This window comes from Kitasatospora sp. NPDC059722 (assembly GCF_042733235.1).
Lineage (GTDB): Bacteria > Actinomycetota > Actinomycetes > Streptomycetales > Streptomycetaceae > Kitasatospora.
In genome coordinates this window covers 23225-44710 of the sequence record NZ_JBHWGD010000054.1, presented here as the reverse complement: position 1 = coordinate 44710, position 21486 = coordinate 23225, and the positions used below count along the sequence as shown (strand labels likewise).

General features: G+C 73.3%; 24 protein-coding genes. 9 read left to right on the top strand and 15 right to left on the bottom strand.

Going from position 1 to position 21486, the window contains the following annotated elements; translation table 11 throughout:
* Positions 1-60: 60 nt before the first annotated feature.
* Complete coding sequence (locus tag ACFV4F_RS29135; RefSeq protein ID WP_380506819.1) at positions 61-717, bottom strand: transglycosylase SLT domain-containing protein; 657 nt, start codon at positions 715-717, stop codon at positions 61-63.
* 586 nt (positions 718-1303) lie between these two features.
* On the opposite strand from ACFV4F_RS29135, the gene ACFV4F_RS29130 reads away from it, so the two are divergent.
* Positions 1304-2092 (top strand): serine protease, encoded by a 789-nt coding sequence (locus ACFV4F_RS29130; protein WP_380443195.1) that lies wholly within the window; start codon positions 1304-1306, stop codon positions 2090-2092.
* A 452-nt stretch (positions 2093-2544) separates the two neighbouring features.
* Here the strand turns inward: ACFV4F_RS29130 and ACFV4F_RS29125 are convergent, their stop codons facing one another.
* The 3 genes from ACFV4F_RS29125 to ACFV4F_RS29115 all read right to left on the bottom strand — a co-directional run bounded on the left by ACFV4F_RS29125 (position 2545) and on the right by ACFV4F_RS29115 (position 5888).
* Positions 2545-3720, bottom strand: a complete 1176-nt coding sequence (locus ACFV4F_RS29125; protein WP_380506816.1) for a helix-turn-helix domain-containing protein — start codon at positions 3718-3720, stop codon at positions 2545-2547.
* Between the two features lie 252 nt (positions 3721-3972).
* Entirely contained in the window at positions 3973-5421 is a 1449-nt protein-coding gene (locus ACFV4F_RS29120; RefSeq protein ID WP_380443199.1) for an amino acid permease, read from the bottom strand.
* A 245-nt stretch (positions 5422-5666) separates the two neighbouring features.
* Positions 5667-5888: a hypothetical protein gene (locus tag ACFV4F_RS29115; protein WP_380506814.1), complete on the bottom strand. Its 222-nt coding sequence runs from the start codon at positions 5886-5888 to the stop codon at positions 5667-5669.
* Between the two features lie 98 nt (positions 5889-5986).
* Between ACFV4F_RS29115 and ACFV4F_RS29110 the strand changes: the two genes are divergently transcribed.
* Together ACFV4F_RS29110 and ACFV4F_RS29105 are read left to right on the top strand one after the other, a co-directional pair.
* The gene (locus ACFV4F_RS29110; protein ID WP_380506854.1) at positions 5987-6985 is read left to right on the top strand and encodes a Ku protein; all 999 of its coding nucleotides are present in this window, start codon (positions 5987-5989) and stop codon (positions 6983-6985) included.
* A 90-nt stretch (positions 6986-7075) separates the two neighbouring features.
* Positions 7076-7360: a hypothetical protein gene (locus ACFV4F_RS29105; RefSeq protein ID WP_380506811.1), complete on the top strand. Its 285-nt coding sequence runs from the start codon at positions 7076-7078 to the stop codon at positions 7358-7360.
* A gap of 33 nt (positions 7361-7393) precedes the next feature.
* Here the strand turns inward: ACFV4F_RS29105 and ACFV4F_RS29100 are convergent, their stop codons facing one another.
* Both ACFV4F_RS29100 and ACFV4F_RS29095 read right to left on the bottom strand, forming a co-directional pair.
* Positions 7394-8782 carry an NADP-dependent succinic semialdehyde dehydrogenase gene (locus ACFV4F_RS29100; RefSeq protein WP_380443205.1) on the bottom strand — a complete coding sequence of 463 codons (1389 nt, stop codon included), beginning with the start codon at positions 8780-8782 and terminating at the stop codon, positions 7394-7396.
* A gap of 145 nt (positions 8783-8927) precedes the next feature.
* Positions 8928-9209, bottom strand: a complete 282-nt coding sequence (locus tag ACFV4F_RS29095; RefSeq protein WP_380443207.1) for a DUF6158 family protein — start codon at positions 9207-9209, stop codon at positions 8928-8930.
* 197 nt (positions 9210-9406) lie between these two features.
* Between ACFV4F_RS29095 and ACFV4F_RS29090 the strand changes: the two genes are divergently transcribed.
* A complete protein-coding gene (locus tag ACFV4F_RS29090; RefSeq protein WP_380443209.1) occupies positions 9407-10405 on the top strand; it encodes an adenosine deaminase in 999 nt (332 codons plus the stop codon).
* Positions 10406-10470: 65 nt separating this feature from the next.
* Here ACFV4F_RS29090 and ACFV4F_RS29085 read toward each other — a convergent pair whose 3' ends face one another.
* From ACFV4F_RS29085 to ACFV4F_RS29070, 4 genes are all read right to left on the bottom strand, one after another.
* Positions 10471-11085: a vitamin K epoxide reductase family protein gene (locus tag ACFV4F_RS29085; protein ID WP_380443211.1), complete on the bottom strand. Its 615-nt coding sequence runs from the start codon at positions 11083-11085 to the stop codon at positions 10471-10473.
* The gene (locus ACFV4F_RS29080; protein WP_380497315.1) at positions 11082-11873 is read right to left on the bottom strand and encodes a DsbA family protein; all 792 of its coding nucleotides are present in this window, start codon (positions 11871-11873) and stop codon (positions 11082-11084) included. The genes ACFV4F_RS29085 and ACFV4F_RS29080 overlap by 4 nt, the downstream gene beginning before the upstream one ends.
* A gap of 128 nt (positions 11874-12001) precedes the next feature.
* Entirely contained in the window at positions 12002-12664 is a 663-nt protein-coding gene (locus ACFV4F_RS29075) for a hypothetical protein (protein ID WP_380506808.1), read from the bottom strand.
* A 129-nt stretch (positions 12665-12793) separates the two neighbouring features.
* On the bottom strand, positions 12794-13237 hold the full coding sequence (locus ACFV4F_RS29070) for an SRPBCC family protein (protein ID WP_380443217.1): 444 nt from the start codon (positions 13235-13237) through the stop codon (positions 12794-12796).
* A 148-nt stretch (positions 13238-13385) separates the two neighbouring features.
* Between ACFV4F_RS29070 and ACFV4F_RS29065 the strand changes: the two genes are divergently transcribed.
* A complete protein-coding gene (locus ACFV4F_RS29065) occupies positions 13386-14255 on the top strand; it encodes an Fpg/Nei family DNA glycosylase (protein ID WP_380443219.1) in 870 nt (289 codons plus the stop codon).
* 83 nt (positions 14256-14338) lie between these two features.
* On the opposite strand, the gene ACFV4F_RS29060 is transcribed toward ACFV4F_RS29065, so the two are convergent.
* A complete protein-coding gene (locus ACFV4F_RS29060; RefSeq protein ID WP_380497318.1) occupies positions 14339-15199 on the bottom strand; it encodes an SAM-dependent methyltransferase in 861 nt (286 codons plus the stop codon).
* 303 nt (positions 15200-15502) lie between these two features.
* Positions 15503-15745, bottom strand: coding sequence for a hypothetical protein (locus ACFV4F_RS29055; RefSeq protein ID WP_380506805.1), 243 nt, complete (start codon positions 15743-15745; stop codon positions 15503-15505).
* Here ACFV4F_RS29055 and ACFV4F_RS29050 point away from each other — a divergent pair.
* The 4 genes from ACFV4F_RS29050 (at position 15729) to ACFV4F_RS29035 (ending at position 19517) form a co-directional block, all read left to right on the top strand.
* On the top strand, positions 15729-16346 hold the full coding sequence (locus ACFV4F_RS29050) for a polysaccharide deacetylase family protein (protein ID WP_380506802.1): 618 nt from the start codon (positions 15729-15731) through the stop codon (positions 16344-16346). The genes ACFV4F_RS29055 and ACFV4F_RS29050 overlap by 17 nt on opposite strands.
* Positions 16347-16508: 162 nt before the next feature.
* The gene (locus ACFV4F_RS29045; RefSeq protein ID WP_380443225.1) at positions 16509-16832 is read left to right on the top strand and encodes a hypothetical protein; all 324 of its coding nucleotides are present in this window, start codon (positions 16509-16511) and stop codon (positions 16830-16832) included.
* Between the two features lie 131 nt (positions 16833-16963).
* Positions 16964-17836 carry a sulfurtransferase gene (locus ACFV4F_RS29040; RefSeq protein ID WP_380443227.1) on the top strand — a complete coding sequence of 291 codons (873 nt, stop codon included), beginning with the start codon at positions 16964-16966 and terminating at the stop codon, positions 17834-17836.
* A gap of 142 nt (positions 17837-17978) precedes the next feature.
* On the top strand, positions 17979-19517 hold the full coding sequence (locus tag ACFV4F_RS29035; RefSeq protein ID WP_380506799.1) for a M1 family metallopeptidase: 1539 nt from the start codon (positions 17979-17981) through the stop codon (positions 19515-19517).
* A gap of 2 nt (positions 19518-19519) precedes the next feature.
* Here the strand turns inward: ACFV4F_RS29035 and ACFV4F_RS29030 are convergent, their stop codons facing one another.
* From ACFV4F_RS29030 to ACFV4F_RS29020, 3 genes are read right to left on the bottom strand one after another with little or no spacing between them, the layout of a single operon-like run.
* Positions 19520-20371 (bottom strand): aminoglycoside N(3)-acetyltransferase, encoded by an 852-nt coding sequence (locus tag ACFV4F_RS29030; protein ID WP_380506796.1) that lies wholly within the window; start codon positions 20369-20371, stop codon positions 19520-19522.
* A 59-nt stretch (positions 20372-20430) separates the two neighbouring features.
* Positions 20431-20904 carry a GNAT family N-acetyltransferase gene (locus ACFV4F_RS29025; RefSeq protein WP_380506852.1) on the bottom strand — a complete coding sequence of 158 codons (474 nt, stop codon included), beginning with the start codon at positions 20902-20904 and terminating at the stop codon, positions 20431-20433.
* 11 nt (positions 20905-20915) lie between these two features.
* Positions 20916-21428 carry a hypothetical protein gene (locus ACFV4F_RS29020; RefSeq protein WP_380506793.1) on the bottom strand — a complete coding sequence of 171 codons (513 nt, stop codon included), beginning with the start codon at positions 21426-21428 and terminating at the stop codon, positions 20916-20918.
* Positions 21429-21486: the final 58 nt, after the last annotated feature.

The following is a 21486-nucleotide window of genomic DNA, read 5'->3' as shown; positions in this document are numbered from 1 at the left end:
CGCTGTGCGCCGCGGGCCCGTGGGGGTGCCGGAGGGGCCGGTTCGGTGCCGGCGGCCGGATCAGTACCAGTGGTGGGTCTGCCAGAAGGACCACGCGCCGCAGGGGCTGCCGTAGCGGGAGTTCATGTAGTCCAGGCCCCACTTGATCTGGGTCGCGGGGTTGGTGCGCCAGTCGGAGCCGGCGGAGGCCATCTTGGAGCCGGGGAGGGCCTGGACGAGGCCGTAGGCGCCGGAGGAGGCGTTGACGGCGAGGGGGTTCCAGGTGCTCTCGCGGGAGACGATGTTGCTGAAGCACTGGAGCTGGCCGGCGGGCACGAGCTGGGCGGCGATCTGCTGCGGGGTGCCGGTGGGGGCCGCGGGGGCGGCGCTGAGGGTCTGGCGCTGCTGGGAGCGGGACGCGGCGGCGTCGGCGTCGGCCTTCGCCTTGGCGTCCGCCTGGGCCTTCGCGTCGGCCTCGGCCTGCGCCTGGGCGGCGGCCTGGGCCTGCGCCTGGGCGGCCGCGGCGGCGTCGGCCTGGGCCTGCGCGGCGGGGTCGGCCTGCGGGGTCTGCGGCGCCTGGGCGGCCTGGTCGGCGACCGAGACGGCGGCGACCGGGGTGGCGGCCTCGGCCGTGTCGCCGGCCTGCGGGATCGCCAGTGCGGCGGTGGCGGCACTCGCCACGACGAGGGTGGCGACACCGGTGATCAGGGAATTGCGGCGGGCATGGCTGAGCGGCATGACTGCGGAAGGTCCTTTTCCGTCGGGTGGCATCACACGACCGTCCTCGGACGGCCGCGGCGCCCCGGCGGAACCGGCGGGGCGGGCCGGGCGGCGCGGCGGTGGGACCGTCGGCGCTGCCTGGCGACGAGCCATTCTTGGCAGGGCCGGGGACGGGTGGCAAAGGCGCTCGCTACTACGCCGGGTAGTGGGTGCGGCGGGGGGTGGTCGCCCGTTTTGAGTGGATTGCCCGAGTTGTTCGGCTGGAGGTTGCGGGCCGGTTGCGGACGGTGATCCAGAGGGGGAACGGCATGGTGGCCTGCGTTCTTCAGGTGGGGTGAGGCGCCGGGCGGGCCCGGGATCAAGCGGGTCGGGCGCCCGGTGCGGGGCTTCTGCTACGGAGAGTCGTAGATGGGGAAACCCCTGTGGGCGGCCTCACATGTTTGGCGGGCGGAGTTCGGCGGAGAGTGGTCGGATCGTCACCGGAATGTGGTGGAATCCCGCCTTGCTGTGTTCCTGCCAAGCCGGGCTGGCAGGGCCCGACCCCTCCTGCCGCGCCGCCGCGGCGCGCCACGCTCGATCCTCCCGACCTGTCCAGGAGGTATCGATGAAGCGTCAATTCGGAAGGATCGTCGGTCTGTTGGCCGGATTCGTGTTCGCGGCGGGCATGACGGCCCTGCCCGCCGCGGCCGCCCCGACGCCGTCCCAGACGGTCGTCGGCGGCACGCAGGCCGCGCAGGGCGAGTTCCCGTTCATGGTGCGGCTCTCGATGGGCTGCGGCGGCGCGCTCTACAGCCCGCAGATCGTCCTCACCGCCGCGCACTGCGTGAACGGCACCGGCGCCGACACGACCATCACGGCCACACTCGGCGTCGTCGACCTCAACAGCCCCGACGCCATCACCGCGCAGTCCGCGTACGTGTACCAGTCGCCCGCCTTCAGCGGCGCGGAGAACGGCAACGACTGGGCACTCATCAAGCTGAGCGCGCCGGTCGGCGGCGCACAGGTCGCCACGCTGCCGGTCACCGACTCCACCGCGTACGACGACGGCACCTTCACCATCGTGGGCTGGGGCGCGGCCACCGAGGGCGGCGACCAGCAGCAGTACCTCCTGAAGGCCACCGTGCCGCACGTGGACGACGCGGCCTGCACGACCGCCTACCCGAACCTCGTCACCTCGGCCTCGCTGTGCGCGGGCTACGTCGACCAGGGCGGCGTCGACACCTGCCAGGGCGACTCCGGCGGCCCGATGTTCCGGGCCGACTCGGCCGGGCGGCCCGTCCAGGTCGGCATCGTCAGCTGGGGCAACGGCTGCGCCCGACCGGGCTACCCCGGCGTCTACACCAAGGTGAGCACCTACGCCGCCGACATCGCGGCGGCCGCGGCCACCCTCTGACCGGGGATGCGGAGAGGCGCCCGGGAGCGGGTCCTCGGCCCCCGGGCGCCGGCGCGTGCGGAGGAAAGGGAGGGAGTGGGCCAAGAAGGGGGTGCGGGCGTGGCGGTCTGCCGGGGGGTGAGGGCGTGGGTTTGGTCGGGTGCGGCCCGTTGGCGTGGGTGGTCCCCGAGCGGGGGGTGCGGGCGTGGCGGTCTGCCGGGGCGGTGAGGGCGTGGGTCTGGTGTGGTGCGGCCCGTTGGCGTGGGTGGTCCCTGGGCGGGGCGTGCGGGCGTGGTGGTCTGCCGGGGCGGTGAGGGCGTGGGTCTGGTGTGGTGCGGCCCGTTGGCGTGGGTGGTCCCTGGGCGGGGGGTGTGGGCGCGGCGGTCTGCCGGGGCGGTGAGGGCGTGGGTCTGGTGTGGTGCGGCCCGTTGGCGTGGGTGGTCCCCGAACGGGGCGAGGGCGGGCGCCCCGGTTCAGGGGGTCGGGACGCGCGACAGCAGGCTGCGGGCCCGTCGGGCCTCGTGGGTGGTGCGGCCCGTCGGGGTGGCCGGCAGGTGGGCGAGGAGGGCGGTCGCGGCCTCCGGCTCGCCCGCGTGGGCGTGGGCGGTGGCCAGGCGGGCCGTGACGAGGGCGTGGTCGTGGGGGTGGGTGGAGGGTGGCAGCTGGGTGAGCGCGGTGCTCAGGTGGGCCGCGGCGCTGCGGGCGTGGGACGGGCGGCCGAGGCTCGCGGCGAGGTCGCGGTGGCACGTGCCGTGGGCGACGGTCAGGACGAGGTGGGCGCGCGCGAGCCACGGGCTCGGTTCGCCCGCGCGCAGGGCCGCCGCGGTCAGCCGCTCGGCGTCGGCGAGGGCGCGCAGGGCGTCTGGGGCGGCACCGGCGCGGCCGTACGCGTGGGCCTCGGCGAGGGCGGCCCAGGCCTGGACGCCGGGCCGGGCGGGCAGGAGGAGTGCGGCGGAGCGGGCGGCGCCGGCGAGGGCCAGGGCGGTCGTGGGGTCGCCGTTCCACCAGTGCACCGAGCTCTGCCGGGCGAGCAGGTCGGCGACGGCGGCCCGGTCGTCGGCGGCGCGGGCCCACGCGAGCCCGCGCCCGTACCAGGCGAGGGCGCGGGTGGGGCGGTCGCCGTCGAAGTGGGCCCAGCCGGCGAGCTCGGCGTAGCGGGCGGCGAGGGCGAGGACGCGGGCGTCCGGCCGCCAGCCGGCCAGGATGCGGGCGTGGTGTTCGAGGACGGCGGTGAGGTCCTCGCCGCCGATGTGGCCGAGGGCGGCGCGGTAGACGGCCAGCAGGCCGCTCTGGACGTCGAGGGCGGCCGCGTCGGGCCGGACGGCGCCGGCGGCCCCGGGCGCGCCGAGCGGGCCGAGTGCGCCGAGGTGTTCGCGTTCCTGCCGCACGGGCTGCCAGAGCTCGGTGAGTTCGCCGCCGGTGCCGAGCAGTGCGTCGGCGCGGACGGCGAGTCCGGGCGGCGGCCAGCGGCGGGCGTTCTCGATCCGGCTGATGAGGGAGTCGTCGTAGCCGAGCCGGCGGCCGAGTTCGGCCTGGCTGAGGCGGTGGACCTCGCGCCAGTGCCGCAGCCGGTGGCCGAAGCGCAGCCGGGCGGAGACGGGGATGGGGGCGGGGGAGGGAGCAGGCGAGGGAACGCGGGGGAGCGGCACGGGGCCTCCCGGTGACGGTGGGGGTGCGCTCCGAGGGGGAAGCGCCATGCCGGGGTATCCCCATTGACGTAGACCCGTCAAACGAGTCGCCGCTCAAGCCGCCGCTCAAGCCGCCGTTCAACACCGCCGTTCAAGGCTGCCGTTCAAGGCTGCCGCTCAAGCGCGGGGCGGAGCCCCTGGAACGCGGACCGGGCCCGGGAGCCTCCGCAACGGCTCCCGGGCCCGGCGTTCCTCACGCGCGGGGCGGACGGCTCAGGAATCCGCCGCCACCGCGGCCCGCCGCCGACGGCCCACCACGGCCGAGGCCGCGAGCACGATCGCCGCGGCGACCAGCGACAGGTACATCTGCTTGCGCCCGTCGGAGTCGGTGAACATGTACGCCATCACGAACCCGATCATGCCGATCGCGGTCCAGGTCAGGTACGGGTACAGCCACATCCGCACGGTCAGCCGCTCGGGCATCTCGCGCTCGATGATCTTGCGCATCCGCAGCTGGGTGCCGCAGATCACCAGCCACACGAAGAGCGCGACCGCGCCGGAGGAGTTCAGCAGGAACGCGAACACCGTGTCGGGGGAGGTGTAGTTGAAGAAGACGGCGATGAAGCCGAACACCACCGAGGCCAGGATCGCGACCCGCGGCACGCCGCGCTTGGTGACGGTCGCGAACGCCTTGGGCGCGTCGCCGCGCTGGCCGAGCGAGAAGGCCATCCGGGAGGCCGTGTACATCCCGGAGTTGAGGCAGGACAGGACGGCCGTCAGCACGATCACGTCCATCACCTGGCCGGCGTGCGGGATGCCCACGTGGTTCAGCACCGCGACGTACGGGCTGGCCTTGACCTCGGCGGAGTCCCAGGGCAGCAGGGTGACGACGAGCAGGATCGAGCCCAGGTAGAAGACGCCGATGCGCCAGATCACGCTGTTGGTGGCCTTGGTGACGGCCTTCTCCGGGTCCTCGGACTCGCCGGCGGCGAGCGTGACGATCTCGCTGCCCATGAACGCGAACACGACGGTGAGCATGCCGGTGAACACCGCGCCGACGCCGTGCGGCAGGAAGCCGCCGTGGCCGGTGAGGTTGCTGGTGCCGACCGAGTGGGTGCCGGGCAGCAGGCCGAACACGGCGAGGATGCCGATCACCAGGAACGCGGCGATCGCGACGACCTTGATCCCGGCGAACCAGAACTCGAACTCGCCGTAGGACGACACCGAGGCGAGGTTGGTGGCGGTGAGCACCGCCATCACGATCAGCGCGAACGCCCACTGCGGCACGCCGGGCATCCAGTGGTTGAGGATCTTCGCGCCGGCGGTCGCCTCGACCGCGAGCACCACGACCCAGAAGAACCAGTACAGCCAGCCGATGCTGAACCCGGCCCAGCGGCCGAGCGCGCGGTCCGCGTACGCCGAGAACGAGCCGCTCTGCGGGTCGGCCGCGGCCATCTCGCCGAGCATCCGCATCACCAGCACGACCAGCAGGCCGGCCAGCGCGTAGGAGAGCAGGATGCCGGGGCCGGTGGCCGCGATGCCCGCGCCGGAGCCGACGAACAGGCCGGCGCCGATCACGCCGCCGATGGCGATCATCGACAGGTGGCGGTTCTTGAGCCCGGCCTTCAGGTGGCCGTCGCCGCCGTGCCCGCCGTGCCCGTCCGGTCCCGCCTGGTGGGGGACCTTCGCCGTCGTCGCCGGCTTGGTGGTGTCCGCACTCATCAAGGGTGCCCTTTTGCCTTTCCCGCGCGGTGTGACCCTCGGCTCGTCTCGCCGGAGGGTTTGTGGGGACAGACCCGCGCATTGCGGTGCAACCTAACTTCTACGCCCGAGTATCGGAACAAGGCCTCGATAACTGTTCGGTAAGCGGACGAGAAAGCGCAGGTCAGATGGGGTGCAAAGGTGACGTGGAAGCCTCAAATCTGACGCAGCGTCAGATCGCGTGAGGGTTTTCCGGGATGGGAGGTCTATGCCTCTCGCAGTTCCAGGACGACGATCCGGCGCGCGTCCGCCGGCCGTCCGGTGAGGCGGGCCGCGAGGATCCGGGGGATGTCGCTCTCCTGCGCGTGGCCGGGGAGCAGGGCCACCTCCGCCCGTCGCACCCCGGGCACCCCGTGGACGGCGTACGCCACCCGGTACGTCGTCCGCTCCGGCGGTGGCGTGCAGTGCTCCCGCCCGTCGACAGTCATCGGCACCCGCCTCCTCCGGGCCATTGTCGACCCGGTGTGGCCGAACGGGGCAAATCCGGGCAGAGTGGGATTCTCCGGAAGGGGTGGCCCTCATGCCCATGCAGACCACCTGGAAGGGGACGATCAGCTTCGGGCTGGTCAGCATCCCCGTTCACCTGTACTCGGCGACGCAGGAGCACGACGTCGCACTGCACCAGGTGCACGCCAAGGACGGCGGACGGGTGCGGATGAAGCGGTACTGCGAGCGGGAGGAGAAGGAGGTCCCGTACGCGGAGATCGCCAAGGGCTACGAGTCGCCCGACGGCCGGACCGTCACCCTCACCGACGAGGACCTGGCCGATCTCCCGCTGCCCAGCAAGAAGATCATCGACGTGCTGGCCTTCGTCGATGCCACCGAGATCGACCCGCTGATGTTCTCCAAGGCCTACTACGTCGGCGTCGCCGACAAGGGCGCGGCCAAGCCGTACGCCCTGCTGCGCGACGCGCTCGTCGAGTCCGGCCAGATCGCCGTCACCAAGATCGCGCTGCGCACCCGGGAGTCGCCCGCGGTGCTGCGCGTGCACGACGGCACCCTCGTGCTGCAGACCTGCATCTGGCCCGACGAGGTGCGCCCGGCGGCCGGGATCGCGCCGGAGGAGGACGTCAAGGTACGGCCGCAGGAGCTGAAGATGGCCCGGTCGCTGATGGAGACGCTCTCCGAGGACTTCGACCTCTCCCAGCTCCACGACGACTACCAGCTGGCCCTGCAGCAGGTCGTCCAGGCCCGCCTGGAGGGCGTCGAGATCCCGCACGAGGAGGAGCCCGGCGAGGCGCCCGACAACGTGATCGACCTGATGGAGGCGCTGCGCAGCAGCCTCAAGCAGGCCAAGGTCGCGCACGGCGGCGACGGGCCCGCGGGGGAGGGGCCCGCGCCGCCGCGCAAGCGGGCCGCCCCGGCGAAGAAGACGGCGTCCGCGCAACCCGAGGCCGCCGCGACGAAGACCACCGCCCGCAAGACCACCGCCCGCAAGACGACGACCGGCAAGACGACGACAGGCGAGACGACGACCGGCAAGACGGCCACCCGCAAGACCGCGGCCCCCCGCAAGGCCTCATAGGCCGTGCGGGGAGGTCCGCGGACCAGGCAGTCCCCTTTTCCCGACTTCCCCCTTTCCGACTTTCCCGACCGACGACGGGAGGCGATCCCCATGGACCTGCTGACCTACAAGGAACTCGACACCGGCCCCGACGCCCCGGCGGACCCGAGCTGGGGCCACCGGGCCTGGCACTGGCTGCTGAGCCTCAGCCCGACCGCCGTGACGATCATGGTCGCGCTCTCGATCGGCTTCTGCATGGTCGCGGTGCAGGTGTCCCAGGAGGTCGTGCTCGCCGTGCTGGCCATCTTCTGGGGCCTGACCTTCATCGCGCTGGTGGGCGTGGTCGCCCGCTGGATGACGACGCCCGGCCGGGGCAGGCACCGGATGGCCGCCTGACCCCGGCCGCGCAGGCGCGGGATCCGGGCGGGCTCAGCCGATCCACACCGTGGTGACGTTGCAGAACTCCCGGATCCCGTGCCCCGACAGCTCCCGCCCGAACCCGGAGCGCTTGACGCCGCCGAACGGCAGCGCCGGGTGGGAGGCGGTCATGCCGTTGAAGAACACCCCGCCCGCCTGGATGTCGCGCACGAAGCGCTCCTGCTCCGCCGCGTCCGTCGTCCAGACGTTGGAACTCAGGCCGAACGGCGTGTCGTTGGCGAGGGCGACGGCCTCGTCGAGGTCGGCGACGCGGTAGACGGTGGCGACCGGCCCGAAGGTCTCCTCCAGGTGGATCCGCATGGCCGGGGTGATGCCGGTGAGCACCGTCGGCTCGTAGAAGTACCCGGTGTCCCAGCCCTCGGGGCGCCCGCCGCCGCACTCGACCCGGGCGCCGTGGGAGCGCGCGTCCTCGACGAGTTCCTCCAGGTCGTCCCGGCCCTGGCGGCTGGCGAGCGGGCCGACGTCGGTGGCCTCGTCCATCGGGTCGCCGACCCGCAGGGCGCGCATCGCCTCGCTGAAGCCGGCGGTGAAGGCGTCGTAGACGTCGGTGTGGACGATGAAGCGCTTCGCGGCGATGCAGGACTGGCCGTTGTTCTGCGCCCGGGCCCGGACGGCGGTGCGGACGGCCGCGTCGAGGTCGGCGGACGGCATCACCACGTACGGGTCGCTGCCGCCGAGTTCCAGCACGGCCTTCTTGACCTCGTCGGCCGCGGTGGCGGCGACCGCCCGCCCGGCCGGCTCGCTGCCGGTGAGGGTCACCGCGGCCACCCGGCGGTCCCGGATCACGCCCTCGACCGCGCCGGAACCGATCAGCAGGGTCTGGAAGCAGCCCTCGGGGAAGCCGGCCCGGCGGAACAGCTCCTCCAGCGCGACGGCCGTGCGGGGCACGTTGGAGGCGTGCTTGAGCAGGCCGACGTTGCCGGCCATCAGCGCGGGCGCGGCGAACCGGATCACCTGCCAGAACGGGAAGTTCCACGGCATGACGGCCAGCACTGCGCCGATCGGGCGGTAGCGGACGTAGGCGCGGGCGGCGCCCGAGTCGGCGACGTCGGCCGGGGCCGGGTGCTCGTCGGCGAGCAGCGCCTCGGCGTTGTCGGCGTACCAGCGCATCGCCTTCGCGCACTTGGCGGCCTCGGCCCTGGCCGCGGTGAGCGGCTTGCCCATCTCCTCGGTCATCGTGCGGGCGATCGCCTCCTGGTCCTGGTCGAGCAGGTCGGCGGCCCGGCGCAGCAGCGCGGCGCGGGAGGCGAAACCGGTGGTCCGGTAGCTGTGGAAGGCGGCCTCGGCGAGGGCCAGGCGCCGGTCGAGGCCGGCCGCGTCGAGGGGTTCGAAGGTCTGCAGGATCTCGCCGGTCGCGGGGTTGACGCTTGCGATGGGCATGCGGGGGGCTCCCAGGGTGTCGGGGAAGGGCCTGTGCCCAAACCTGCCCGACCGACCGTCCCCGGACACGCCACCGCCGCCCGGCGTGTCCTGCCGGGCGGTGGGCGGGGACGGCCGGGCGGTGCGTGGGGACGGCCGGCGCGGGCTACTCGGGCAGCGACTCGACCCGGGCGGCGGCCTCGCGCGCACGGGCCCCGGCCCGGGTGCGGCCGGCCGTCACCAGGCGGTTCGGGAAGCGGTGCAGGTACTCGGCCTCCAGCTGGCCGGTACGCAGGGTGTGGCGCTTGAGCGCCTCCTCGGAGCCGTACAGGAACGTCTCGTGGCGTGTGCGGTGCAGCTGTTCCAGCTCGTGCAGCAGGATGTCGTTGCCCAGCGCGTGCGGGGAGACGCCCTCGGGCCTGAGCTGCGGGGCGGTGGCGTGCCGCATGTCCGTACCTCCTCGGCGAAATGCCCCCCTTGTACCCGGTGCCCGGCTACCCGCTCCAGTACACGCGTTCGGGTGACGGGCGGCATCTCGGGGTGGGCGCCGCGCCGCGGGTCCGGGCAGGCTGTGATCATCGAGCCTCGCCATGAGACGTAGGATGAATCCTTCGTTTCCACAGAAACCGCGCGGACGGATCGCTCATGCCCCTTCCCAAGGCCGAACTCCACCTGCACATCGAAGGCACGCTGGAGCCCGAGCTCGCGTTCGCCCTCGCGGACCGCAACGGCGTCGCGCTGCCGTACGCCGACACCGAGGAGCTCCGCGAGGCCTACTCGTTCAGCGATCTGCAGTCCTTCCTGGACCTGTACTACGCGCTGATGGCCGTGCTGCGCACGGAGGAGGACTTCGCGGACCTCGCCGACGCCTACCTCGCCCGCGCCGCGGAGCAGGGGGTCCGGCACGCGGAGATCTTCTTCGACCCGCAGGCGCACACCGCGCGCGGCGTGCCGATCGGCGTCGTCGTGGACGGGCTCACCCGCGCGCTCGGACGCAGTGCGGAGCGGTACGGCATCAGCACCCAGCTGATCATGTGCTTCCTGCGGGACGAGTCCGCCGACTCGGCGCTGGAGACCTTCGAGGCCGCGCGCCCGTACTTCGACCGGATCGCGGGGATCGGCCTCGACTCGGCCGAGGTCGGCAACCCGCCGGCCAAGTTCCGCGAGGTGTACCGGCGCGCGGCCGAGGCCGGGCTGCGCCGTGTCGCCCACGCCGGGGAGGAGGGGCCGGCCGGGTACGTCACGGAGGCGCTGGACGTGCTGGGCGTCGAGCGGATCGACCACGGGCTGCGCTGCCTGGAGGACGGCGAGCTGGTGGCCCGCCTGGTCCGCGAGCAGGTGCCGCTGACCCTGTGCCCGCTGTCCAACGTCCGCCTGCGGTGCGTCGACACGCTCGCCGACCACCCGCTGCGGGAGATGCTGGACGCCGGGCTGCTGGTCACCGTCAACTCCGACGACCCGGCCTACTTCGGCGGCTACGTCGACGACAACTTCCGGGCCGTCCAGCAGGCCCTGGCGCTGGAGCCGGAGACCCTGCGGCTGCTCGCCGCGAACTCCTTCCGCGCGTCCTTCATCGACGACGACCGGAAGGCCGAACTCCTGGCCGAGGTGGCCGCGTTCACCTTCCCGCCGGTCGAGTTCTGACGGCGGGTCGCGCCTGCGCCCCCTCCGGACAGTGCTTGGGGTCGAGGGGGCGGAGGCGCGGCAGGTCAGAGCAGGGTGCTCCAGTAGTACCAGAACCGGTTGAGCACCAGCAGCGCGATCACCGCGTACCAGAGCACCGGCACCACCCAGTGGTAGCGCGCCGCCTCCCGCACCACCGGCCGCAGCCCGCGCCCGACCGGGATGATCCCCGAGCGCAGGTTGTGCAGCGTCGTGTACCAGAACAGGGGGATCATCGTGGCCCACACCACCATGCAGTACGGGCAGAGCGCGCCGATCCGGTAGAGCGCCTGGTACATCAGCCAGGTCACGAAGCCGATCCCGAACAGCGTCCCGGCCTGGAGGCCGAGCCAGAACCAGCGCCGGTACGCCGCCCCCGCGAGCAGGCCCGCGCCGATCGCCGCCACGACGGCGAAACCGGCCAGGCCGAGCAGCGAGTTGGGGAAGCCGAAGGCCTCGGCCTGCTCGCTGCGCATGATCGAGCCGCAGCTGATGATCGGGTTGATGTTGCAACTGGGGACGTACGACGGGTCCTTCAGCAGCCGGAGCTTGTCCAGCGTGAGGACCGCCGAGGCGAACAGGCCGACCGCGCCGCCGATCAGCAGCAGCCAGGCGAACGGCCGGCCCGCGCCGTACGTCCGCCCGGCGGGGGCGGCCGTCACCCGGTCACCTGCTTGACCATCGCGGTGAACTGCTCGGGGCTGACGGCCTTCCCGCCGGTGAGGACGTCCAGCTTCTTGCCGTCCAGCTTGACGGTCGGGGTGCCGGTGACGTCGCTCTTGTTGAACTCCTCGTTCACCTTGGCCGCCCACGGCGCGTAGGTGCCGTCCTGGACGGCCTTGACGAAGGCGTCGGTCTTCAGGCCCGGCACCTGGCCGGCCAGGTCGAGGATCTTGTTGGTGTCGCCGAAGCCGTCGGTGCGCTCGTCGGGCTGGTTCTTGTAGAGCACGTCGTGGAAGGCCTTGAACTTGTCCACGCCCTCGTTGAGCGCGGCGCCGGCGGCGGCCAGCGCGGTGCGCGAGCCCTTGCCACCGAGGTTGTCGTCCAGGAACGTCGCCAGGTGGTACTCGATCTTGTACGTGCCGGCGTCGGCGAGCTGCTGGATCGCCGTTCCGGTGGTGGTCTCCAACTGCTCGCAGAACGGGCAGCGGAAGTCCTCGTAGATCTCCAGGGTGTGCGGGGCGTCGGCCTTGCCGTAGGTGATCACGGTGCCGTTGGTGCCGCCGGCGTTGGCCGGGACGACCAGCGGGCCGCTCGCGGAGCCGCCGGAGGAGCCGGAGGAGCCGTTCACGGCGAAGGCCACGCCGCCCACGATCGCGAGCAGGGCGACGGAGGCGGCGCCGACCACGACGCGGCGGCGGACCCGGTCCGCGCGCTCGGCCTGCTCGCGGGCGGCGCGCATGCGGTCGGTGGCGGAGGTCCTGGTGCTGCTCTTGCGGGAGTTGCTCATGGGGTGTCGTCCTGTGCTCTCGGGTGCTCGCGGGCCAGCGGAAGAGGGCGCGCGGGCGTGCGGAAGGGCGGGCGCGCGGGGATCCGGCGCGCGGTGAGAGGACCGGCCGCGACCGTGGGAGGGGTCGCTCAGCCGGCCGGGGCGAACACCGGCGGACCGCGCCGCACGGCGGGGCCGAGCACGACGTCCTCGGCCGGGACGCGGACCCGGCTGGCCCGCGGGAAGGGCACCCGGACCACCGGACGGGCCGGGACGGGCGCCGAGAGCAGCGGCAGCAGACGGGCGGCGGCCGGCAGGTGGCGGTGCAGGAACTCGGCCGTCATCCGCGCCGAGTGGGCCAGGCCGGCCAGCGCGGCGTCCGCGCGGCGCAGCCAGAACGCGCCGGCCAGCCCGATCGCCGTGTGCAGCAGCAGGAGCAGCGCCAGCCCGGTGTGCGGGGAGACTCCGTGCCCGAGCAGGAGGCCGCCCAGGGACCCGCCGCCGCACAGCAGCGGCTCGAAGCCGCGGGTGGCGCCGGGCGGCAGGGACGGACAGCTCGCCTGGGCGTAGCCGAACAGCGCGCTCACGCCCAGCTCCAGCGGCAGGAACACCGCGGCGACCGCCGGGTAGCCGCGCTCGCGGCCGGCGAGCGCGAAGGCCACCGCGAAGACGGCGGCGGAGGCGACGGCCAGCGTGCCGGCGGGCAGCGGCCGGCCGGTGACGAGCACCTGGCCGAGCCCGGCGAGCAGCACGACCAGCGCGGCGAAGACCGCCGCGCGGAGTGTCCTGGTGACCGGGCCGGAGTAGTGCATCGCACCCGAGTCTGCCACAGGTTGAAACCCGAACGGTCCGGCCGACGGCCCCCTGTGGGGAGCCTCACCATGGCCGCTGAGCTGGGCTTATACCGTCCTTACGCGATCGCGGGGGACGCTTCGCGGCGATCACCGGGCGGCGGCGACCCGCGCCTCGACCAGGTCCCGGAAGTGTTCGAGGTCGCCCCGCACGGCCCGCTCGATCGCCCCGGCCTGGGCGAAGCCGCGCGGCCCGCCGAAGGCCTCGTGGACGGCGTCCGGGTCGTACTCCACCCGGATCTGCAGGCGGGTGTGCCCCGCGTCGATGGGCAGCAGGGCGAACGCGCCGCGCAGCCGGACCCCGTCGAGCGTCCGCCAGGCCATCACCCGGCCCCGGCCGCGGTCGGTGATCTCGGTCTCGACGTCCCGCTCGGAGCCCCCGATCGCCACCCCGAGGTGGGCGAGGTTCCGTCCGTGCGGGTAGGCGCTGCGCACCCCGTCGACGAACTGCGGGTAGTCGTGCACCCGGTGCAGCTGCTCCCAGGCGGCGAGGACGGGGGCTGCTATGTCGATCTGCTCCTCCAGCATGGTCATGACTGGACCGGACCTCCTGCGGTTGGTCGCTCCGCCGGTTGATCGTGGAGTGGTTCCAGCCTGCGCTCCGGAGCGGCCGCGGGCAAAGGGCGCACGGGGGCGCACCCGCCGGCGCGCGGGGTGCGGGGCCGTGCGGGAGACTGGGCGCATGCCGGAGCTGCCCGAGGTCGAGGCGCTGTGCGCCTTCCTGCGCGAACGGCTGACCGGGCGGGTCGTCGCCCGGGTGCAGCCGGTGGCGATCAGCGCGCTGAAGACGTACGACCCGCCGGTCACCGCCCTGGAGGGGCTGACGGTCGGGTCGGTCGCGCGGCACGGGAAGTTCCTGGACATCGAGGCTGGCGGCCTGCACCTCGTCATCCACCTGGCCCGCGCCGGGTGGCTGCGCTGGAAGGACGGCCTGCCCGCCGAACCGCCGCACCCGAGCCCGAAGAACCCGCTCGCGCTGCGGGTGCGCCTGGCCGGCGAGGCCGGGGACGGCTTCGACCTCACCGAGGCCGGGACGAAGAAGGGGCTCGCCGTCCACGTCGTCCGCGACCCGGCCGAGGTGCCCGGGGTGGCCCGGCTCGGCCCGGACCCGCTGGACCCGGGCTTCACCCCGGAGTCCTTCGCCGCGCTGCTGAGCGGCGAGCGGCGGCAGCTCAAGGGCGTCCTGCGGGACCAGACCGTGCTGGCGGGCGTGGGCAACGCCTATTCGGACGAGGTGCTGCACGCGGCCCGGATGTCGCCGTTCAAGCTGGCGTCGAGCCTGACCGACGAGGAGACGGCGCGGCTGTACGCGGCGCTCGGCGACACGCTGCGCGACGCGGTGGAGCGCTCGCGCGGGCTCGCGGCGGGGGAGCTGAAGGCGGAGAAGAAGCTGGGGATGCGGGTGCACGGCCGCACCGGGCAGCCGTGCCCGGTGTGCGGGGACACCGTGCGCGAGGTGTCGTTCGCGGACTCCTCGCTGCAGTACTGCCCGACCTGCCAGACCGGCGGGAAGCCGCTGGCGGACCGGCGGCTGTCCCGGCTGCTGAAGTGAGCTGACGTGAGTGGTGCGGCAGCCGGGACGCGGGTCGGTGCGGATGCGGGTGCGGTCGCGGGTGCGGTGGCGGGTGCGCTCGCTCAGCGCTTGATCGCGACGCCGCCCCAGTAGTACGCGGCCCACGGGTTGGCCGGCGGCGGGCCGTCCGGGCGCCATGCGAGGACGGGGGTGACGCCCGGCTCGACGAGGTCCCAGCCGTCGAAGAAGCGCACGACGTCGTCGCGGGTGCGCGGCACGAGGGTCATCCCGCCGGCCCGGGCGGCCTCGGTGACCTGGCCGACGGCCACCGGGTCGAAGTCCTGGGTGGGGGTGGTGAGCGCGAGGCAGCTGCCGGAGGGCAGGGCGTCGCGCAGCGCGGCGACCCGGCCCCACGGGTCGTCCTCGTCGGCGATCAGCATCAGCACGGCGATCATCAGCAGGCCGACCGGCCGGTCCAGGTCGAGGGTCGCGGTGAGCGCCGGGTCGGAGAGCAGTTCCTCGGGCTTGCGCAGGTCGGCGTGGATGTAGGTGGTGCGGCTGGCCGGGGTGGAGACCATCAGGGCGCGGGCGTGGGCGAGCACGATCGGGTCGTTGTCGACGTACACCACGCGGGTGCCGGGGCTGACCTCCTCGGCGATCTCGTGGGTGTTGGGCGAGGTCGGGATGCCGGTGCCGAGGTCGAGGAACTGGCGGATGCCGTGCTCGCGGGCGAGGTGGCGCACGGCCCGGCCCTGGAAGGCGCGGTTGGCCCTGGCCATCTCCTTGATGCTGGGCACGGCCTGCTCGATGGCCTCGGCCATGGCGCGGTCGGGCGGGAAGTTGGTCTTGCCGCCCAGCCAGTGGTCGTAGACGCGGGCCGAGTGGGGAGTGGTGGTGTCGACGCCGAAACGTTCCCACTGGCTCAGCTCGGCGGGCTCGTCCTCGTGCTGCTCCCGGTCCGGGAAGTCCTGACTTGTCGTCATGGCCACGTCCTCTGATGGCAGATCATCACACTGGAGGGGGCCAGCGTAGCGGGCCTGTGTGGAACCTGTGCGTCCGGTGGGGGAAGGCCGGTGCCCTTGGGCCGTCGGAGTGGTGATCAGGTCCGTCGGGGGTGCCGACCGGGAGCCGGGGTTCCGGGCGGGGGAAGCATCCACCATGCTGTCAGATCGTCTGATTACCTCTCGGATTACTACGAACCCTGGCCCCGGGTCCGGATCGGGCCGCCCGTCCCGCCGGCTGCTGCTCGTCGCGGCCGGAATGTCGCTGCTCGGGGCGGCGGGCTGTCAGAACCCCTTCGACGGTGCGGATCCGCCCCCGGCGCCACCTGTGCCGGACGCCGCCGAGGCGGGCGCGGTCGGGGCGGCGCCGATCGGGTCCCCCTCGCAGTGGGCCTCGCCCACGGCCTCGCCCACCGCGCCGCCGTCCGCGACCCCGTCGAGGGCTCCCTCGCCGACCGCGACGGGCTCGCCGAGTGCGCAGGCCACGCAGGCCGCGCAGCCCGTCCAGCCCGTGCACAAGGTGCTCACCCAGGCGGAGAGCAAGCCGGTGTACGAGCTGGACCCGTCACGGAAGGTCGTGGCGCTCACCATCGACGACGGCCCGGACCCGCGGTACACGCCGGCCGTCCTCGACCTGCTCCAGAAGTACGGGATCCGGGCGACGTTCTTCCTGATCGGGGAGAACGCCGTCGAACACCCGGCCCTGGTGCGGGAGATCGCGGACCGCGGCCACCACATCGCCAACCACACCTGGACCCACCCGGACCTGCGGCACATGTCCGATTCGAAGGTCAAGGACGAGCTGGAGCGCACCTCGGACCTGCTCCTGCGGACCACCGGCCGGCAGCCGACCTGGTTCCGCGCGCCCGGCGGGGACTGGTCGGACGCCTCGCTGCGGATCGCCGCCGACCTGGGGCTGCGGAACATGGCCTGGTCGGTGGACCCGCGCGACTGGGCCAGGCCGGGGACGTCGGCGATCATCGACACCATCCTCAAGGACGTCCGGCCCGGCTCGATCGTGCTCAACCACGACGGCGGCGGGGACCGGTCGCAGACGGTGGCGGCGATCAAGGCGTACCTGCCGGTGCTGGTCGACTCGGGGTACTTCTTCACGGCCCCGCCGAACTGAGGGCGGTGGTGGCGGTGGCCGGTGCGGCGGGTAGCGGTTTGCTTGCTTAAACCACTCGAAAAGGTGGATTGGAAGAACCGTTTCTGCGCTTTTTGGGCCCATAGGGTGATCTCGCACCAATTCACCAGGTACCGCCGGGTACCACCTGAAAGGCCCTCAATCATGCGTCTCCGCAATGCCGTACTGGCCTCCGCCAGCGCCATCGCCCTCGTTCTCGCCGTTCCGACCTCCGCCGGCGCCGCCACCGGCGATTTCCTCTACAAGGTCGGCCCCGGGGTGCTGACCGGCCTGGCCGATCCGGAGAGCCGCGTGTGCATCGACCTTCCGGAACTCGGGAACGGCCCGGCCTTCGCGCCGGAGAACCTCACGAGCTCGACGGCCACGGTGTTCCTCGACGCCCACTGCGACGGGGACGTCTTCTACGTCATGAACCCGGGCAAGAAGCTCGGCGACAAGCTGAAGCTGCGCTCGGTCATCTTCTCCTGACCGGCGGCGACGGGTGAGGTGGCCGGGGCCGGGCGGTCGGCGTAGCGTCGAACTGTCCGGCCCGGTCGCCGGCGCCTCGTCGTGCCCCGTGGTCGGGCGCCGCAGCCTGGGCAGAACGAAGGAGGCCTGGGATGACCGGCAACGGCTACGCCCACCCCGAGGCGCTGGTCCGCACCGACTGGCTGGCCCACCACCTGGACGACGGCACCGTCAGGGTCGTCGAGGTGGACGAGGACACCAGCGCGTACGAGCGGGACCACATCCCCGGCGCGGTCGGCTGGAACTGGGCCACCGACCTGCACAGCAGCGTCGGCCGCGACTACGTCGACCGGGCGGGCGTCCAGTACCTGCTGCGCGCGGCCGGGGTGGAGGACGACACGACCGTCGTGCTGTACGGCGGCAACAACAACTGGTTCGCCGCGTACGCGTACTGGCTGCTGCGGCTGCGCGGGTTCGGGCCGGTGCGGCTGCTGGACGGCGGGCGGAAGAAGTGGGAGCTGGAGGGGCGCGAGCTCACCCACGAGGTCATGGACTACCAGCACACCTCGTACCGGCTGACCGGGCCCGAGCGGCCGGAGCTGCGTGCGCTGCGGGACGAAGTGCTGGGCAAGGCCGAGGTGTTCGCGAAGCCGGGCACGGACGCGGTTCTGGTGGACGTCCGCTCGCCGGCCGAGTTCCGGGGCGAGCTGATCGCGCCGCCGCACCTGCCGCAGGAGCAGGCGCAGGTGCCCGGTCACATCCCCGGCGCGCTGAACATCCCCTGGTCGCAGGCGGCCAACGACGACGGGTCGTTCCGCTCGGCGGAGGAGCTGCGGGCGCTGTACGGGGGCCGGGGCGTGGGGCCGGAGCGCGAGGTGATCGCCTACTGCCGGATCGGGGAGCGGTCCGCGCACACGTGGTTCGCCCTGACCGAACTGCTGGGGTACCCGCACGTCAAGAACTACGACGGCTCCTGGACGGAGTACGGCTCGCTGGTGCGGGCGCCGGTGGCGCTCGGGGCGTGAGGGCGCCGAAATCCGGCGTTCGGCCGGTTGCATCATTTCGGCTTGTTTCTTTGCATGAACATCTCATAATCCGGGAGTGGATCCGGGGCTGCCGGGACAAGGATCGATCCGACCCTTCGTCCCAGCGATCCTGGAGGACCCGTTGCGCAAGAGGCTGATCGTCTCCGCCGCGAGTGCCATGGCCCTGTTCCTCGCCGTCCCGGCGTCGGCCGCCGACTTCCAGCCGGGCGCCCCCGGCATCGGCGACTCCTACTACCCGACTTACGGCAACGGCGGCTATCACGTCTCCCACTACGACATCCGGCTGAAGTACCAGCCCGCCACCGACGAGCTGGAGGGCACCACCACCATCCTCGCCACCACCACCCAGGACCTCTCGCGGTTCAACCTGGACTTCGCGCTGAACGTCCAGGAGGTCCGGGTCAACGGGCGGGCGGCCACCTTCGCCACCAGCGGGGAGCAGGAGCTGGAGATCACGCCCGCCCGGCCGCTCGCCAAGGACAGCCAGGTCACCGTGGTCGTGCGCTACAAGGGCGTGCCGTCCACCGTGAAGCGCTACGGCTTCACCGCGTGGCAGCGCACCCCGGACGGCGGGGTCGCGGCCGGCGAGCCCGAGGCGGCGTGGTGGTGGTTCCCGAGCAACGACCACCCCAGCGACAAGGCCACCTTCGACGTCTCCGTCCAGGTGCCCGACGGCAACGAGGTGATCAGCAACGGTGTCCTCGTGAGCAAGAGGTCCCAGGCGGGCTGGACCCGCTTCTCCTGGCGCGAGAACAAGCCCCAGGCGACATATCTGGCCACCCTGGCGGTCGGCAAGTTCGACGTCACCCAGGACACCACGGCGAGCGGCATCCCCGTCTACAACGCGTACAGCAAGGACCTCGGCGAGAACGCCGACGCCGCGCGCGCCAGCGTCGAGCGCACCGGCGAGCTCGTCGACTGGCTCAGCGGCTACTTCGGCGAGTACCCGTTCAGCTCCGTCGGCGGCTACGTGCCCAACTCCAAGGCCGGCTACGCGCTGGAGAACCAGACCCGGGTGTTCTACGGCGCCAAGCAGTTCGCCCGCGGCTCCAACACCTCGGTGGTCGTGCACGAGCTGGCCCACCAGTGGTACGGCGACAGCGTCTCCGTCGCGCACTGGAGCGACATCTGGCTCAACGAGGGCTTCGCGTCGTACGCGCAGTACCTGTGGTCCGAGCACGAGGGCGAGGGCACCGCGCAGGAGCTCGCCGACTACGTCTACGCCTCGCACCCGGCCGGAGACAAGTTCTGGACCATCAAGCCGGGCGACCCGGGCGCGGACAACCAGTTCGACTCCGCCGTCTACGACCGGGGCGCGGTGGCGATCCAGGCGCTGCGCAACACCGTCGGGGACGACGCCTTCTTCCGGATCCTGAAGGGCTGGCCCACCGAGCACCGCTACGGCAACGCGAGCGTCAAGGACTTCCAGGCGTACGCGGAGACGATCTCCGGGCAGGACCTCGGGGAGCTCTTCACCACCTGGCTGTTCACCCCGTCGAAGCCGGCCGTCGGCCCGGCGCCGAAGGCCGGCGTGGACTCGCAGGCCTCGCTCGCCGCGCGCTCGGACGCGGTGGGCACCGCCGACGAGCCGCAGGCCGTCGTCGAGCCGAAGTCCTGGCAGAAGATCCAGGACAGCCACGCACGCGGCGGCGAGCGCTGACCTCACTGCCGAACCGACCCCGCGCCGTCCGCCGCCAGCAGTTCACCGAGGCGGCGGACGGCGAAGGGTGTGAGGCGCCGGACCGGGAGCAGGCGGCAGGGTGCGGTGCCGACCAGGGCCGGGCGGATGCCCGCCTGCTCCTCGAACTCCCGGCCCACGACCGGGAAGTGGGTGTCGTTGTCGTTGCCCACGTCGATCGTCTCGATCCAGACGCGCTCGCCCGCGACGGCCATCGGGAAGCGGCGCAGCTTGCGGCGCGGGGCAGGCGCCAGCGACTCGGCGTAGTGCAGGAAGGTGTTCCGGTTGTGGCCGACGCCGAGCAGCAGCACGTGCGCGTCCAGCTCGTGCAGCGCACCGAACGGGGACTCGCGGCCGACCGCGTCGCCGAGTGACTGCCGGGCGGTGATCCGCGCGGCCTCGGCTCCGACGGCCGCGACCGACGCCTGCGGGTGCGGGCTGCGCAGGCTCTCCGGGAGCGCGCGCAGCGCCTCCGCTATGGCGCCCATCGGCGACGGCATGGCGGGGTGGAACAGCGGGACCGCGGCCCGGCGTTCGGCGATCTCGGGCGTCGGGACGCCGGTGTGCTCCGGGTGCGGATCGAGGACGACGGACCCGGTGAAGGCCGGCACCACGACCGTCCCGGTGGGCCCGACGGCCGCGCGCAGGCTCGCGACGACGGCGTCGGCGCCGCCCTCGACCCGGCCGAGGCTGGAGAGCGACGAGTGCACCATGAGCGCCATGCCCTCTCGGACGCCCATCGAGCGCCAGGCCTCGGTGAGCCCGGCGGCGGTGAGCGGCTCGGTGAGCGGCTTGTTGAGCGGTGTGGTGCGCGGCGTGGAGTCGTGTGCGGTCATTGTGCCCCCGTTCGTCGGGTCGTTCGGGGCCGACCCTAGCCCGGGGGTCTGACAATCGATCAGTTCACGGCGGGGCTCCGGCGTTCGACGAGGACGACGTCGCGCCAGCGGCCGTTCAGGCGGCCGACGCGTTCGCGGGTGCCGACGGTGCGGAAGCCGGCGCGGTGGTGGAGGGCGAGGCTCGCGCCGTTCTCCGGGAAGATCCCGGCCTGGACGGTCCAGATGCCGGCGGCGTCGGTGGAGGCGAGCAGGGCCGACAGGAGAGCGCGCCCGACGCCGCGCCCGTGGGCGGCGGGGGCGACATAGACGGAGTGCTCGACGACGCCCGCGTAGGCGCTGCGGGCGGAGACGCGGGACACGGCGGCCCAGCCGAGAAGGGTGCCGTCGTCGTCGAGGGCGACCAGGCGGTGCTCGGGCAGGCGGGAGGCGTCGAAGGCGGGCCAGTCGGGGGCGGCGGTCTCGAAGGTCGCGTCGCCGGTGTCGATGCCTGCCTGGTAGACGGCGAGGACGGCCTCGGCGTGGTCGGGGGTCATCGCGGTGATGTTCACCGGGCGTCCTGGTCGAGCGCGGCGAGGACGCGGGCCTCGTCCTCGGCGGTGAAGCCGTGGCCCAGGGGCGGTGCGCCGCGGTCGCGGTCCCAGGCGAGGACGTCGGCCGCGGTGACCGCGAGCGGAGTGGTGGGCAGGCCGGCCGCGCGGGCTCGGGAGGCGTCGCGCTGCTGGCCGGGCCAGAGTGCCGCCTCGCGGACCAGCGGGAAGAACGGCGGCGGCGCCGTCTCCGGCGACACCGGGACGACCTCGACCTCGGTGCCGGCGACCGCGGCGCAGGTGGCGATCACCCCGCCCAGCGTGACCGGTTCGGCCGGGCCGACGGCGTGGAACGCGCCGGGCCGCTCGTCCTGGACGAGCCGCAGCACGAAGCGGGCGAGGTCGCGCGAGTCGACCAGCTGGACGGGCTGCTCGGGCCGCCCGGGGAGCGCGATCCGGCCGCCGCGCGCCGCCCGACGCGCCCAGTAGGTGAGCCCGCGCTGGTCGTGGGGGGGGGCGCCGCCCCACACGGGCCCCCCCCACAAAGCCCCCCCCCCCCCCGCAGGCGGCGGCCACCCCAACCCCACG